At 66.8% G+C, this 14,345-nt stretch carries 13 protein-coding genes; 7 read left to right on the top strand and 6 right to left on the bottom strand.

Translation table 11 applies throughout. The features are described 5' to 3' along the window. Positions 1 to 1,203: an aromatic ring-hydroxylating oxygenase subunit alpha gene (locus FHS74_RS12670; RefSeq protein WP_184800933.1), complete on the bottom strand. Its 1,203-nt coding sequence runs from the start codon at positions 1,201 to 1,203 to the stop codon at positions 1 to 3. Positions 1,204 to 1,305: 102 nt separating this feature from the next. After that, positions 1,306 to 2,385 (bottom strand): acetamidase/formamidase family protein, encoded by a 1,080-nt coding sequence (locus FHS74_RS12665; protein ID WP_184800931.1) that lies wholly within the window; start codon positions 2,383 to 2,385, stop codon positions 1,306 to 1,308. Positions 2,386 to 2,645: 260 nt separating this feature from the next. Here FHS74_RS12665 and FHS74_RS12660 point away from each other — a divergent pair, with 260 nt between their 5' ends. The 7 genes from FHS74_RS12660 to FHS74_RS12630 all read left to right on the top strand — a co-directional run bounded on the left by FHS74_RS12660 (position 2,646) and on the right by FHS74_RS12630 (position 12,044). After that, entirely contained in the window at positions 2,646 to 3,947 is a 1,302-nt protein-coding gene (locus FHS74_RS12660) for a zinc-binding metallopeptidase family protein (protein ID WP_184800929.1), read from the top strand. Beyond that, the gene (locus FHS74_RS12655) at positions 3,947 to 5,341 is read left to right on the top strand and encodes an amidohydrolase family protein (protein ID WP_184800927.1); all 1,395 of its coding nucleotides are present in this window, start codon (positions 3,947 to 3,949) and stop codon (positions 5,339 to 5,341) included. Before FHS74_RS12660 ends, FHS74_RS12655 begins: the two co-directional genes overlap by 1 nt. A 186-nt stretch (positions 5,342 to 5,527) precedes the next feature. Next, a complete protein-coding gene (locus tag FHS74_RS12650; RefSeq protein ID WP_184800925.1) occupies positions 5,528 to 6,805 on the top strand; it encodes an MFS transporter in 1,278 nt (425 codons plus the stop codon). A gap of 249 nt (positions 6,806 to 7,054) precedes the next feature. Continuing rightward, complete coding sequence (locus tag FHS74_RS12645; protein ID WP_246463092.1) at positions 7,055 to 9,364, top strand: TonB-dependent receptor; 2,310 nt, start codon at positions 7,055 to 7,057, stop codon at positions 9,362 to 9,364. A gap of 18 nt (positions 9,365 to 9,382) precedes the next feature. Then, positions 9,383 to 10,492 (top strand): LLM class flavin-dependent oxidoreductase, encoded by a 1,110-nt coding sequence (locus tag FHS74_RS12640; RefSeq protein ID WP_184800923.1) that lies wholly within the window; start codon positions 9,383 to 9,385, stop codon positions 10,490 to 10,492. Positions 10,493 to 10,497: 5 nt separating this feature from the next. Further along, positions 10,498 to 11,331, top strand: a complete 834-nt coding sequence (locus FHS74_RS12635) for a TauD/TfdA dioxygenase family protein (protein WP_246463091.1) — start codon at positions 10,498 to 10,500, stop codon at positions 11,329 to 11,331. After that, positions 11,331 to 12,044, top strand: a complete 714-nt coding sequence (locus FHS74_RS12630; RefSeq protein WP_184800919.1) for a cysteine hydrolase family protein — start codon at positions 11,331 to 11,333, stop codon at positions 12,042 to 12,044. The genes FHS74_RS12635 and FHS74_RS12630 overlap by 1 nt, the downstream gene beginning before the upstream one ends. A gap of 10 nt (positions 12,045 to 12,054) precedes the next feature. Here the strand turns inward: FHS74_RS12630 and FHS74_RS12625 are convergent, their stop codons facing one another. Genes FHS74_RS12625 through FHS74_RS12610 form a run of 4 tightly spaced genes read right to left on the bottom strand, consistent with a single transcriptional unit; the run spans position 12,055 to position 14,321 of the window. Beyond that, a complete protein-coding gene (locus FHS74_RS12625; RefSeq protein WP_184800917.1) occupies positions 12,055 to 12,453 on the bottom strand; it encodes a hypothetical protein in 399 nt (132 codons plus the stop codon). 29 nt (positions 12,454 to 12,482) lie between these two features. Then, positions 12,483 to 13,226: a permease prefix domain 1-containing protein gene (locus FHS74_RS12620; RefSeq protein WP_184800915.1), complete on the bottom strand. Its 744-nt coding sequence runs from the start codon at positions 13,224 to 13,226 to the stop codon at positions 12,483 to 12,485. Continuing rightward, positions 13,219 to 13,560, bottom strand: coding sequence for a PadR family transcriptional regulator (locus FHS74_RS12615; RefSeq protein WP_211106260.1), 342 nt, complete (start codon positions 13,558 to 13,560; stop codon positions 13,219 to 13,221). Before FHS74_RS12615 ends, FHS74_RS12620 begins: the two co-directional genes overlap by 8 nt. 11 nt (positions 13,561 to 13,571) lie before the next feature. Next, positions 13,572 to 14,321, bottom strand: coding sequence for a hypothetical protein (locus tag FHS74_RS12610; RefSeq protein ID WP_184800913.1), 750 nt, complete (start codon positions 14,319 to 14,321; stop codon positions 13,572 to 13,574). Between the last annotated feature and the right edge of the window lie 24 nt (positions 14,322 to 14,345).

Here is a 14,345-nt window from a genome sequence, read left to right as displayed (position 1 = left end):
TCAATTCCCTCCAACGCCGGGCGGCGGCTTCACGCGGTCCCAGGTATCCTTGTAGCGGCGCACCAGCCAGCCGTTGAATTCGCGCTGCGCCTGTTCCTGCCAGGAATAGCGGCCGCGGATGGCATGGCGGGAGCGCAGGCCGACCTGCACCATCTCATCCACATGCAGATCCTGGGCGATGATGGCGGATGTCGAGTGCTTGTTCATGGCCAGCTTGTCGTCGAACAGCGGGTCCTCCAGGGCGCCCGGCGCCACCAGGTAACCCTGGTCCATCAGGTGCGTCTCCGCCCCGTCCGCCCGCAGGATCAGATAGATCACCATGTCGCTGGTGATGACCAGGGACAGGGTGGGCGGCACGTTTACGAACAGCATGCGGTTGCGCTCCACCTCGCCCAGCGCCGGGAAGATGGGCAGGATGGCCTTCTGCGTGGGGTTGAAGCTGGCGTCGGCGTGCAGGGTGCCGTTGGTGCGGTAGTAGCCGGCCGTGTCCGCCGGCAGATCGTCCGGGAAGGCCGCCAGGCGCGACGGCACGAAATCGTGCAGGGCGCCGCCGTGCAGGCGGTTGGCGTGGTAGCCGTCGTTGTTGTTCTCGAACATCACCTTCCAGTTCCAGGGGAACTTGATGTCCCGGTCCGGCGCCGGGCCGTTCAGGCCGGCCATGGCATAGGGGGCCATCACCCCCTCCAGCGCCGCCAGGCGCGGGGCCAGGGGGGCGGCGTCCAGATCGAAGTTCACGAAGATGAAGCCGTGCCAGATCTCCACCTTGAACTGGGGAAGCTTGATGTCCTTCTTGTCGAAATTACAGGTCTTCTCCATGGCCGGCGCGCCGATCAGTTGCCCGTCCAGGCCATAGGACCAGTGGTGATAGGGGCACAGGAAGGCGCGGGTGTTGCCCTGGCCCTCCGCCACCAGCATGGCCCGGTGCTGGCAGACGCTGGACATGGCGCGGATGGCGCCATCCCGGCCACGGGCCACCACGATGGGTTCGTCGATGATGCTGGTGGTGAAGTAGTCGCCCGCCTCCTTCACCCAGGATTCGCGGCCGACGCACAGCCATTCGTGATTGAACAGCGCCTCTTTCTCGAACTCATAGAAGTCGCGGTCGGTGTAGCACAGCGGCGGCAGGGTTTCGGCCGCCTCCACGCCCAGGGCCGAACTGTCCAGGCCGTTGAAAAAACCGTCATTCAGGAAAGAGTGCTTCATCGTTTGAACCCCCACGCCATGCCCCTGGGCCCCATGCGGGCCGCCCCGGGCTCTGCTGCCCGGGGGCCGCCCCGGCCCCTCGTTTGTCTGCTTGTTGCCGTGTCAGTCCTTGCGCGGCGGGAAGACGCCGCGGGGGATGCGCACATGGATGCCCTGTGTGCCGTCCACCACCTGGGTGACGCCGAAGTCGGCGGCGATGCTCATCAGCGAATAGGCGTCGTCGCGGCTCAGGTTCTGCTGCTCGGTCAACAGCTTCAGCATGTCGACCGAGGCGTTGCGCATGGCGACGTTCAGGTCCTCATGGAAGCCGTGGACGATCCAGCAGTCCGGCGTTTCCAGCAGGGGCGACGGGAAGCGGAAGTCCTTGCGCAGGTAGATTTGGAACATGACGTTCAGCGACGCCTCGATGGCGGTGCCGCTCAGTTCCCCGTCGCCCTGCGAGACGTGCGGGTCGCCGATGGAGAACAGGGCGCCATCGACCTGGACCGGATAGTACATCGTGGCCCCGGCGCCGATGCGCCAGTTGTCGATGTTGCCGCCGTGCAGGCCTGGCGGGATGGTGCTGACCCGGCCGGCCACGTCGGGCGCCACGCCGGCCGTGCCCAGGTGGGGGCGCACCGGCACCCGGACACCCGACAAGGCCGGCTGCCGGTCGCATTCCGGGCAGTTGGTGATCTTGCCCGGCACGTCGTAGCGGCCGGGGAAGTCGTAGGCATAGAGGGCGTGGGCCTGCTGGCTCATGGCGTCGATCTCATAGATCGTCACCCGCTCCTTCTCGCCCATTTCCTTGAACAGATGGCCCCAGTTGGCCGCCAGGTTGGAGCCGTAGCGGGTGCGGGGCGTCATTTGCAGGTAGTGCACCTCCAGCATGTCGCCAGGCTGGGCGCCCTCGACATGGATGGGGCCGGTCATGATGTGGACGCCGGGGTTGCGGTCGGCCTCGGGGATTTCCGTGAAGATGCGGGTCACCGCCTCATCCATCATCAGGTCCGGCGCGTCGCCGGCATGGTGGGTGATGGCCTCGGCCTGGATGATGTCGCCGCTCTTGACCGTCAGGGCTGGCGCCTGGGTGGGGTTGAAATAGCCCCAGTGCACGGTGCGCGGCGTGGCCGGCAGCAGGTGCAGCGTTGGCCGGATCCTATGCCGTTCCGCCGCGGCGGCGCGATCCAATTGAACGGTCATTCTTCCCCCTGGTTGACAGTCCGGGACGGCCCGATGGGGCGCGTCTTCATGGGGAAAACCTTAGGGCCGGCGCCGGCCGCGATCTTGCCTGCACGCGCATGGCCGCTTTCGCAGGGGCGACGCCCCCGCCGGCCCGTTCCCAGCGTGCAAGCTTTCATGCGTTAATCGGCAAGAGCGGGGGATGGGGCAGCCCCTATCATCCTCTCGAGAAGCACACGCCCGCGACGGCGGGACATGAACAGATGGGGCAGGGGTGGTGAATGACGATGCATGACGGGACACTGGCGGTTTCCGATGAGGACGCCGCCGCTATCACCGCCGCCATCGACCGGGATGAGCTGGTGAAGCTGGTGCTGGACCTGTGCGGCATCCCCTCGCCCATGCGCCAGGAACGCCGGGCGGGGGAGTTCGTCCACGGTTGGATGGCGGAGAACGGCTTTTCACCGCGCAAGGCCGGGCTGGTGGAACACCGCTTCAACGTCATCGGCAGCTATGGCGGCAAGGGCGATGGCCCCAACCTGCTGTTCACCAGCCATCTCGATACCGAGAGCCCGTTTTATGATGAGACGGACCAGTACACCTATCGCCCGGAAACGGTGGCGGACCCGCAATGGCTGGGCGCCTGGCTGGAGGGCGAGACGTTCTTCGGCCATGCGGTGGGCAATGACCGGGGGCCCATGGCCTGCTTCCTGATGGCGGCCAAGGCCCTGAAAAAGGCGGGAATCGACCTCAGCGGCCTCATGTATCTGACCGCCTGCCCGGGGGAAATCGGGCCGGAACCGGCGGAGGAGCGGGGTGGCGTCGACTATCTGGGCAAGGAACTGGGCGCCTGTTACCTGATGTCCCATGGCGGCGTGGCGCCCGACTATGTGATCTCGGCCGAGGGCACGGACTTCGGCATCAACTGGACGGCCTGCGGCTATGCCGATTTCCGCATCACGATCTATGGCCAGGGGGTTTTCACGCCGCTGCTGACCCATCCTGAGGCCCTGGCCGATCATCCCAGCCCCCTGGTCAAGGTGGCCCCCGCCATCGAGATCATCCAACGTTGGGCGCGGGAGTATGAGGTGAAGCACCGCTACGAGGGGCCGGGCGGCACCGCCGTGCCCAAGGTCCAGATCGGCGCCATCCGGGGCGGCACGCCCCAGGCCATGGGTGCCGCCAGCGAGGTGTGTAACATCTATGTCCAGGTGGCCCTGACCCCGGCGCAGACCATCGCCGCCGTGGACCGCGACCTGAAGCGCGCCTTCCGCGAGGCCGGGTTCGGTGATGTCAAAATCCAGCCCTACACCGTGCGCCACGGCTTCACCGCCGACCCGGTGGCGGTGAAGCCGCTGCAGGCGGCGCTGGACCATGCCCACGGCCGGGTGCGCGGGGGGCCGCAGCCCATCAGCGATTCCGTCTATTCCAGCATGTGGCGCGACCACAACGTCTTCAACATGCACCGCATCCCTTCGGTGACCATGGGCCCCCGCCGGTGGCGGCCCAGCATCGATGATTTGGTGGACTGCACCCGCCTCTATGCCATGGCGGCCCTGGCGCTGTGCGGCCGGGCCGGTTGATGTCGGCGCCGACGCCCGACCTTCTTGTCCCCGACCTTCTGGTACTGGGTGGCGATGTCGTCACCATGGATGCCAGCCGCACGGTATGGCGCCAGGGCGGCGTGGCCGTCGCCGGCGGGGCCATCGTCGCCGTGGACAAGGCGGCGACCCTGCGGGCGCGCTGGCCCCAGGTGCCGGTGCTGGAGGCGGAGGGCGGACTGATCACCCCCGGGCTGATCAACGCGCACCAGCACCTGACGGGTGATCCGCTGGTGCGCAGCCTGATCCCGGATCGGCAAAGCTCCGACGAGTCCATTTTCGGCTGGGCTGTGCCTATCCACGGCGCCCACAGTGCCGACGATGACGAACTGTCGGCCACGCTCAGCGCGGTGGAATCGCTGAAATACGGCACCACCACGGTGGTGGAGGCTGGAACCGTGGCCCATCCCCGGCGCGTGGCCGCCGGGCTGGCCCGGGTGGGCATCCGGGGTGCGGTGGGCTGTTGGGGCTGGGACATTGACAACGCGCCCTACGCCGCCCCGGCGGATGAGGTGCTGGCCCGCCAACAGGCGGTGCTGGACGCCCTGCCCAGGGGAGGGCTGGTGGAGGGGTGGGTGACCCTGGTGGGGCATGATCTCGCCAGCGACGTCCTGCTGGCCGGTGCCGCCGACCTGGCGCGGCGGCGGGGCGTGGGCATGACCATGCACATCTCCCCGACCGAGGCCGACGTCGCGGCCTATCTGCGCCGGTCGGGCCGGCGCCCCCTGCTGCACCTGGCGGACCTGGGCGTGCTGGGGCCGCATCTGCTGTTGGCCCATGCCGTCTGGCTGGACGATGCGGAGGTTGCGGCGCTGCTGGCCAGCGACACGGCGGTCGCCTATTGCCCCTGGGCCTATCTGCGCCTGGCCCAGGGTGTCAGCCGCGCCGGCCGGCATGCCGAGATCGTCCAGCGTGGCGGCCGGATGGCGCTGGGCTGCGACGCGCCCAACGCGGGCGACCTGCCGGATATTCACCGCGCCGCCACGCTGGCCGCCGGCCTGGCCCGGGATATGAGCCTGGACGCCCATCGTTTCGGGGCCGATACGGCCTTTGCGCTCGCGACCATCGAGGGTGCGCGGGCCATCGGCATGGCCGACCGCGTCGGCTCGCTGGAGGTGGGCAAGCGTGCCGACCTGGTGGTGCACGACCCGCGCTCCGCCCCCTTCCTGGTGGCGGGGGATCCCGCCCTGCATCTGGTATGGGGAACGGACGGCCGCTCCGTCCGCGACGTGGTGGTGGAGGGGCGCGTCGTCGTGCGCGATGGCCGCTGCCTCACGGTGGATGAGGACGCCCTGCGGCAGGCGGCGCGGGAATCCCAGGCGGCCCTGCTGGCCCGGGCCGGTATCACGCCCCGGGGCGCCTGGCCCGTCCGTTGAGTTTGGTTAATTATTGAGCATTTTTAATAACGCTGTTTTTTTGGGCGATAGGGCCCGTAACTGTGCCTATCATCACAGTGGGCGAACGTTTTCCGCATAAGTTTGTTCGCCTGCTGACAAGCGTGGCGACCGCATCGGCTGGTAGCGTTTCGGAGATGACTTCACCCATAGCCCGGGGGTTCCCTGATGCGGCGAGAGTGGTTGGTCCTGGCGGCGGTGTCGTTGAGCTTTTTCTTCCTCAACGCCGCGACGTTCGCCTCGCTGGGCGTGGTGCTCTACACCATGGTCGGCGAATTGCACTGGTCCTATAAGGCGGCCGGTTTCAGCTTCTCCCTTCTGGGCATCGCCTGTGGCCTGTCCAGCGTTTTTCCCACCACGTTGATACGGCGGATCGGCCCCCGCTACACCATGACCCTGGGTGGCGTGGTGTTGGTGGCGGCCTACGCGCTGGCCTCATACACCCATGGCCTGCTGGCCTTCTACACCGCCATGCTACTGCTGGGTCTGGGCTATTCGCTGGCCGGCAACGTACCGGCCATCTACACCATCGCCTGCTGGTTCCCGCGCCGGTCGGCCCGCATGATCGGGCTGTACCTGATGATCGGGGCCTTCGGCGGCGTGGTGGGCCCCCCTCTTGCCCGGGCCATCGTCTCCTTCAGCGCCGATTGGCGCGTCTACTGGCTGGAGATGGCCGGTGTCGCCGTGGCCGTCACCCTGGTGAACCTGCTGTGCCTGCGTGACCGCGCCATCGAGGCCGACGCGCCGGTGGCGGACGGCGCCGGCACCAACCCGGCGGAGACGGAGGCCGGTGTTGCCGCCAGCGGCTGGACCTATCGTGGCGCCATCGCCACGCCGCAGTTCCTGGCGGTCGCCGGCTCCATGACCATGACCATGGCCTGCGTCACCACCATCAACAGCGTCGCCCTCAATCATCTGGGCCTGCTCGGCGTGGCGCCGGACACGGCGGCTTTCGCGCTGGCCAGCATGGCGCTGGTCATGACCGTGGCCAAGGGCGTCGCCGGCCCCTTGTGCGAGATCGTGTCCACCCGGCTGTTGTTGGTCGTGGGCATGGCCCTGCAGGTGGTGGGCATCGCGCTGTTCGCCCATGCCGGCACGCTGGTGGGCATCGGCGCCTTCGCGCTGATCTTCGGCATCGGCTGGGGCGTGGCCTACCTCGCCGCCAGCGTCCTGTTGCTGGAATATTTTGGCAAGGATATCGGGTCGCAGGTGCTGGGCATGGTGTGGACGCTGACCACCGTGGCCGCGGCCGGCCCAGTGGCGGCCGGGGCCATCGCCGACCAGATCGGCACCTTCGCGCCCATCTTCTACCTTTATGCCGTCCTCATGGTGGCGGCGATCATCCCGCTGGTCATGCTGGGCCGGCCCCTGCGGGCTGGTGCCGGCCCTTTCGCCCGGCGCGCCGTCCCGGACGAAGGCGCCGTGCCGCAGGCGCAGGCAAGTTGAACGTATTCAAATAATAAAAATAAAATAGCCGGCGATCGGGCGCCATCTGCGGAAGAATCTGCGGATGGCGTTTCGCGTCGTTCCAAGAATGATAGAATATATCACATTGGTGGGCAGGTGGTGGGTATGGGGAATGGTGAATTCAGGCAATTTCTCGGGCGTCCTATAACAAGAATACTTTACGGGATGCCCGCATGCTTGGTCCCAAGGCGATGCACATCGTCATCTACCAAGAATGGGGGTCCGGGCATGTTGAGAGATGTGAAGCTGCGTTTATGGCACGGTGCGCTGGCGGCGGCGATGATGACGGCCGCGTCCGCCTACGCTGAAACCCCGCCGGCTCCGGCCGCCGCCCCCTCTGACGCCGCCGCCGGCGCCGCCGATCTGGACGCGTTGGAACCCATCATCGTCACGGCGGAAAAGCGGCAGGTGGATTTGCAGAAGGCGGCCTTGTCGGTCACCGCCGTCTCCGCCGACACGCTGGAAAAGGGCAACGTCACGGGGCCGTTGGGTCTGAACGGTTACGTTCCCGGCCTGCAGATCACCCCCAGCGGCGGGTCCGAGGTCATGGTCTCCATCCGCGGCGTGGGCTCGCAGACGCCGGAGAATTTTTATACCCAGCCCGGCGTGTCCTTCCACATCGACAACGTCTATATCCCCAACAACATCGCGCTGAACCTGGGCTTCCTCGACGTCGACCATGTCGAGGTGCTGCGCGGGCCGCAGGGCACGGTGTTCGGCCAAAGCTCCACCGGCGGCGCCATCAACGTCATAGCCAAGCAGCCCGAACTGGGCAAGCTGGGCGGTGACGTCACCGCCACCTTCGGCAACTACAGCTACGCCATGGGCAAAGCGGCGCTGAACGTGCCGGTGGGCGATACCGCCGCCATCCGTGCCGTGGTGCAGAAGACCAGCCACGACGGCTATTCCACCGCCACCGGTGTGGCCGGCGGCTATGGCCTGGATGACGCCAACAACGTGAACTACAAGCTGTCGGGCCTGTGGCAGCCGACCGACAATTTGACCGTCACCCTGACCGGCCAGCATTTCGAGGATGACCACCACGGCAGCGCGCTGAAGTCCGTGGACGATCCCAATCCCGACCCGCGCCAGGTGACCCAGGATTTCCCGGCCAAGTTCAAGCTGGGCATGGATGTCGATACCCTGACCCTCAACTACTCGCTGCCCTTCGCCAACCTGAAGTCGATCAGCAGCTATCAGTACATGGACGCCAAGCAGTCGTTCGACAGCGACCGCAGCACCTACGCCAACTTCGGCGGCTATGACACGGTCGCGGCCTGGAACACCAAGAGCCGCGCGATCATGGAGGAGATGACCCTCAGTTCCAACCCGGGGACCGACCTGGATTGGATCGCCGGCGTCTTCTACATGCACTCCCACAGCAGCCAGTACGTGGTGGAATACAAGGGCACCGGGGCCAACGACCCCACGCCGGTGCTGTCGACCAGCACTTCGCCCTCCGCCCTGCCGTCCAACCTCAGCTACGAGAACCTGTCCGAGGTGGATCGCGACAGCGTGGCGCCCTTCCTGCAGGGCACCTACCACCTTACCGACCGGTGGCGCCTGACGGGCGGCATCCGCTACAATGTCGATCAGTACAGCGGCTGGGGCTCCAACTACTATGCGGCCCCGGTGAAGCTGTCGAAGGAAGTCTATGCCCTGACCGGCAAGGCCGAGAGCGACTTCGACCTGACAGACGACAACATGGTCTATGCCAGCTGGTCGCGCGGCTATAAGCCGGGTGGCGTCAACACCGGCACCAGCACCGCCGCGGTGGTCTCCGGCACCTACAACAAGGAAACGGTGGACAGCTTCGAGGTCGGGTCCAAGAACCGCTTCCTGGGCAACCACCTGAACGTCAACATCTCGGCCTTCTATTCCAAGTACAGCAACATGCAGTACATCGAGGAGGACCCGGTACCCTACAGCGGCGGCATCGGCAACATCCCCAAGGTGAACATGTGGGGTGCTGAGGTGGAGGCCAAGTACCGCTTGCTGGACAACCGGCTGGAGCTGGGCGGCAACCTGACCCTCATGGATGGCGAAATCCCGGACACTTACCTGGCGTTGGACCGGCGCCTGGCCGATGCCGCCGCCGCCAAGGCCGTGGCCGCCGGGGTCACCTATCCGTGGAGCGCGCAGTGGTTCGCCATCCGCGCGGCCCAGTCCATCAACGTGAAGGGCAACACGCCGCCCGACATGCCGGGCGCCGCCGGCGGGGTCAACGCCAGCTGGCAGCAAACCCTGGGCAGTTACGGTACCCTGGTGTCGCGGGCGGAGTTGCTGTTCCGCAGCGATTACCAGGCGCGGGTGTTCAACGAGGCCGGGGTGGACCATGTGCCATCTTATAGCCAGGTCAACCTATTCTTCGAATACACGCCGCAAAGCGGCCCGTGGCGGGCCACCTTCACCGTCACCAACCTGCTGGACCGCGCCGGTGTCGCCGGCCGCTACACCGACCCCTACGGCAGCGGTGTGGTCAGCAACCAGTACATTCCGCCGCGCCAGATGCTGGTCAGCGTCAATTACTCGTTCTAAGGGAGGCCTGGTTCCATCATGACGCAGACGATCGACCTGAAGCGCGCGCCCTTGCCCTCCGACACGGGGGGCAAGGATCTGGGCATCTTCCTGCCCATCGCCAACGGCGGCTGGATCCTGTCCTCCTCGGCCCCCCCTATCGATGGCTCCTACGCCTATAACCGCCAGGTGGCGCAGCTGGCCGATGGTGCCGGGTACGACTTCATCATGGCCATGGCCAAGTGGCGCGGCTATGGCGGCACGACCGACCATTGGCGCTACGCCATGGAAAGCCAGATGATGATGGCCGGCCTGGCGGAGGTGACCAAGGAGGTCAAGGTGTGGGCCACGGTCCACACCTTGCTGCAGAACCCGGCGGTCACCGCCAAGATGATCATGACCCTGGACCACATCAGCCAGGGCCGCGCCGGCCTGAACGTCGTCAACGGGTCCTACAAGGGCGAATTCGAGCAGATGGGCGCCTGGCGGGAAGAGCTGGACCATGACGAGCGCTACACCTTCGCCGAGGAATGGGTGCACGCCATCAAGCGGCTGTGGACTGAGGACACGGTCGATTATCAGGGCAAGTATGTGACCCTGACGGATTGCCAGTCCGATCCCAAGCCCTTCTCGCGTCCCTTCCTGGTCTGCGCCGGCTCCTCCAAGCGGGGGATGGCCTTCACCATCAATGAGATGGACGCCATCTTCCTGTCGGGCACGACCAAGGAGGAATTGGCCAAGAACAGCGGCATGGCCAAGGCCATGGCGAAAGAGGCCGGGCGCACGATCAAGACCTATTCCATGATGACCCTGGTGCTGGGCGACACGGACGCGGAGGCCGAGGCCCTGGCGGCGAAATATGTCGAAGGCTTCGATGAAGGCGCCTGGCGCGGCATGATGAAGGCCTACGGCTTCCTGGATGTGGAGATCGGCCGCCAGAACGATTTCACCACCAAGGCCCGGTCGGGCTTCATGTCCAGCCACCTGATGGGGGCGCCCGCCACGCTGGCGGCCAAGCTGATCGACATGCTGGGCGGCTGTGACCTGGACGGCATGATGCTGATCTTCCCCGACTATATCACCGGCGTGCCGCGCTTCGCCCAGGAGGTGCTGCCCGCCATCCGTGAGGCCTTCCCGGGCACGCTGTGAGGACGATGATGGACAACGGCATCCGCGAGTATCAGAGCTTCCGGGTCAAACCCAGCGCCGTGGCGCTGGGGGCGGAACTGCTGGACATCGACCTGTCGCAGCCGCTGACCGACCTGCAGGTGGCGGAGGTGAAGGACGCCTTCGCCCGCTACCAGGTCATCTTCTTCCGTGACCAGCGGGCGCTGACGCATGAGGCGCACAAGGCCTTCGGCCGGCACTTCGGCAATCTCGCCATCCATTCCGCCGTGGCCGGCATCGACGGTCATCCGGAGATCGTGGCCATCCACGCGGATGCCAATTCCAAGTATGTGGCGGGGGAGAACTGGCACAGCGACCTCAGCTGTGATGCGGAGCCGCCGCTGGGCAGCATCCTTTACATCCACACCCTGCCGCCGGTGGGGGGCGACACCTGTTTTTCCAGCATGGTTGCCGCGTACGACGCTTTGTCGGACCGCATGAAGTCCTACCTGGACGGGCTGACGGCGGTGCACGACGCCAACCCCGTCTATCACGCGCTGTTCAAGGACTACGACAAGCGCTACCCCTGCAACAGCCATCCGGTGGTGCGCACCCATCCGGTGACCGGGCGCAAGTGCCTGTTCGTGAACGGCTCCTACACCACCCGCATCGAGGGCGTCCCGGAGGAGGAGAGCGCGGCCATCCTGAAGTTCCTGTTCGACCATGTGAAGAATCCGAACTTCCAGATCCGCTTCCGTTGGGAACCCCATTCGGTGGCCTTCTGGGATAACCGCGCGGTGCAGCATCTGGCGGTGTGGGATTATTTCCCCAGCGTCCGTTCCGGCTTCCGCGTCACCGTTGCCGGGGACAAGCCCTACTGATGCCGACCATCCTGAAAGAGGGCGCGCCGGCAACGGGCGTCCCGGCGGCGGCCGTGACCGTCATCCTGACGCTGGACCCGCCGGTTCCGGCGGCAGCACTGGCGCCCCTGATCCGGCCGGAGCGCACCGCCCTGCTGATCATCGATCCGCAGGTGGACTTCATCGCGCCCGAGGGCGCCATCGGCCAGGCGGGCCTGGACCTGGGCGTGGTCGAGCCCACGCTGGGTCGCATCCGGCCGCTGCTGGCCGCCGCCCGGGCGGTGGGCGTGGCACCCGTCTTCATCCGCGTCATCACCCGGCCTGAAACCGATGGCACGGCGTTGAAGGCCCTTTATGAGCGTCGCGGCTGGCCGGTGGAGGCGGTGGGCATCTGCCGCGCGGGCACCCCCGGTGCCGACTACTACGGCGTGGCCCCCCATGCCGGCGAGATGGAGGTGGAGAAGGTGCTGTTCTCCGCCTTCGCCGGCACGGATTTCGAGGCCCGGCTGAGATCCCGTGGCATCGACACCCTGGTGGTCTGTGGCTTCACCACGGAATGCTGCGTCGACTGCACCGTGCGCGACGCCTTCCACCGCGATTTCCATGTCTTCCTGGTGGCCGACGCCTGTGCCGCCTATGAGCCGGCCTTGCACTGGGGCGCTCTCCACGCCCTGTCCAAGAATTGCGCCCTGCTGGTGGAAAGCGGGGACGTGGTGGCGGCGTGGGGCGGGTGACCCGTCCGGATCACTTGTCGCCGCTGTAGGCGGACCGGCATTCGCCCACATTGGCGCAGTTAATGGACTTCGGGCCCGCCACCGTGCCGGTGTTCAGGTCCTTGGGCCGGCTCAACACGTCGGCGCGTGATACCACCGGCGGGTCGGGGGCGTAGATGCCTTTCAGGCGGCCGTATTCCGCGTCGTGATACGCCTTCACTTCCTCCGGCGTGGGCAGGAAGCTGGGGGTGACGATGATTTCCCCTACCAGCCCGCTATCCTGTCCAGGTGGGGGGGCGGGCTGGGTGGTGGCGGGACCGGCGGCCACGGGGGCCGCCACCTGCTGTTGCGCGCTGGCTGGTGCCGGGACGAGGGCGGCCGCCAGCATCAGGGCGGAAAGGCTGCGGCCTTTCCCCGGTCGCATGGGCATAACGGGTGTTCCTTGACGTTTGGGGTGCGTCAGCCGTGGACCAGGGGGCCGCCCGGCTCATCCTCCAGCGCCGAGTACCGCGCCATCGCCTTTTGCCAGACATGCCAGGCGATGTAGGGCGCCAGCGTCAGCAGCAGGTTGATGACGATGTGGCGCAGGCTGCTGTCGACGGTGGACAGGCCGAAGGTCAGGCCCAGTTCCATCGGGCTGCCATGGCTGTCGCCGGGATCGAAGGACCAGGTGCCGGCGGCGCCGGCGATGGCAATGATCAGCAGGGCGATGGTGGGCCATCGCACCGCCATGCGCTGGCGTGTCGCCATGAGGGCGAACAGGCCGCCCAGCGCCGGCGGCGCCAATACGCCGGTGCCGTAGCGGATGAATGCGAAGGCCGTGTCGAACCAGAGGGGCAATTCGGGATGGGCGTCCCATCCCGGACGGTGGGTCTCGATGATGCCTGCCAGAATGGCCACGGCCAGGGCATAGGCCGCCGCCAGCCCGCCCAGCGAGCCCAGGCCGTAGACCGCCCAGGGCGCGCGGACACCCCACGAGCGGAAGTCGCCGCGCACCACCATGGCATGGACCAGTTCGTCCGGCCCACCCAGGCGGCTCAGTGCGCGGGCGTCCGCCTCGTCCGGCGGCAGGCCGGCGGCCATCTCCTCCTCCACCAGGTCGGCCGCGTGGTCACGCAGTTCGGCGACATAGCGGCGGGCATGGCGGGGGGCGATGCCGGCGGTCAGCAGGCGCTCCCGCACCACGGTTAACCCGTCAAGCATGCTGCACGCCGCTGACCAGGATGGACTGGATGGCCCCGGTCAGGCGCGACCAGTTGCCGGCCAAGTCGTCCAGCCGCTTGGCGCCGGTGGCGGTCAGAGCGTAGTAGACGCGGCTGCGGCCGTTCACGGTCTTGCGGGAGGACGATAGGGCGCCATCGCGTTCCAGCGCGTGCAGCACGGGATAGATGACGCCTTCACCCAGGGCGATGGCCTCATTGCTGCGCTCCCGGATGGCCTGCACCAGTTCATACCCGTACATCTCCTTCTCCCGCACCAGGCGCAGGATCAGCAGTTCGGGCACGCCGCTCATGAAGTTGGAATTGTTTTCGGCCATGATGACGGGGCTCAGGTTTCAATCAGGTGGTCGGGATGATCCAGGCCTTTCGGCACCGGCGTTCCCATTGCCTTGCGCCAGGCGTGCCAGGACAGATAGGGCAACAGGGTCAGCATCAGGTTCACGACGATGTGCCCTAGGGCGGTGTCGAGGTGCATATAGGGGGGAAACAGGACGAAGCCGATTCCGACGGACCATTGGCTATCCGGAGTGGCGGGCGGCTGGATGCTCCACATGCTGCCGGCACCCAGGACGCCCACCGCCAGCAGGGCCAGGCTGGGCCACAGGGCCGGCATGCGCTGGCGCGCCGCCATGACCGCGAAGCCGCCGCCGATCAGCAATGGCAGGACCAGGCTCTGGACGTAGCTGATGATGGTGACCGCGTTGCCGAACCAGTGGGGCAACACCGGATGCGCGTCCGGGGCGGGGCGGTGCGTTTCAATGATGGCGGCAATGGTGGCCAGCGCCACGACGAAGGTGGCCAGCGTGCTCAGCACGGCGCCGATGCCGTAAACCGCCCAGGGTGCCCGGGCGCCCCAGGAACGGAAGTCGCCACGCCGCAGCAGCGCCTGGGCCAACTCATCCTGATTGCCGAGGCGGGCGAGGGCGCGGGTCTCCGCGTCAATCCGGGAGCAGCCGGCCGCCATTTCCTCCGCCGTCAGGTCGGACGCGTGTTCCCGCAGTTCCGTGATGTAGCGGCGGGCATGGCGTGGCGCTATGCCCGCCGTCAGCAGGCGTTCGTGTAAACGATCGAACATCATACCCCCATACCTCGTGATACGAGG

The sequence above is a fragment of the Nitrospirillum iridis genome, assembly GCF_014205765.1.
Lineage (GTDB): Bacteria > Pseudomonadota > Alphaproteobacteria > Azospirillales > Azospirillaceae > Nitrospirillum > Nitrospirillum iridis.
This window is presented reverse-complemented; position numbering and strand designations above follow the sequence as displayed.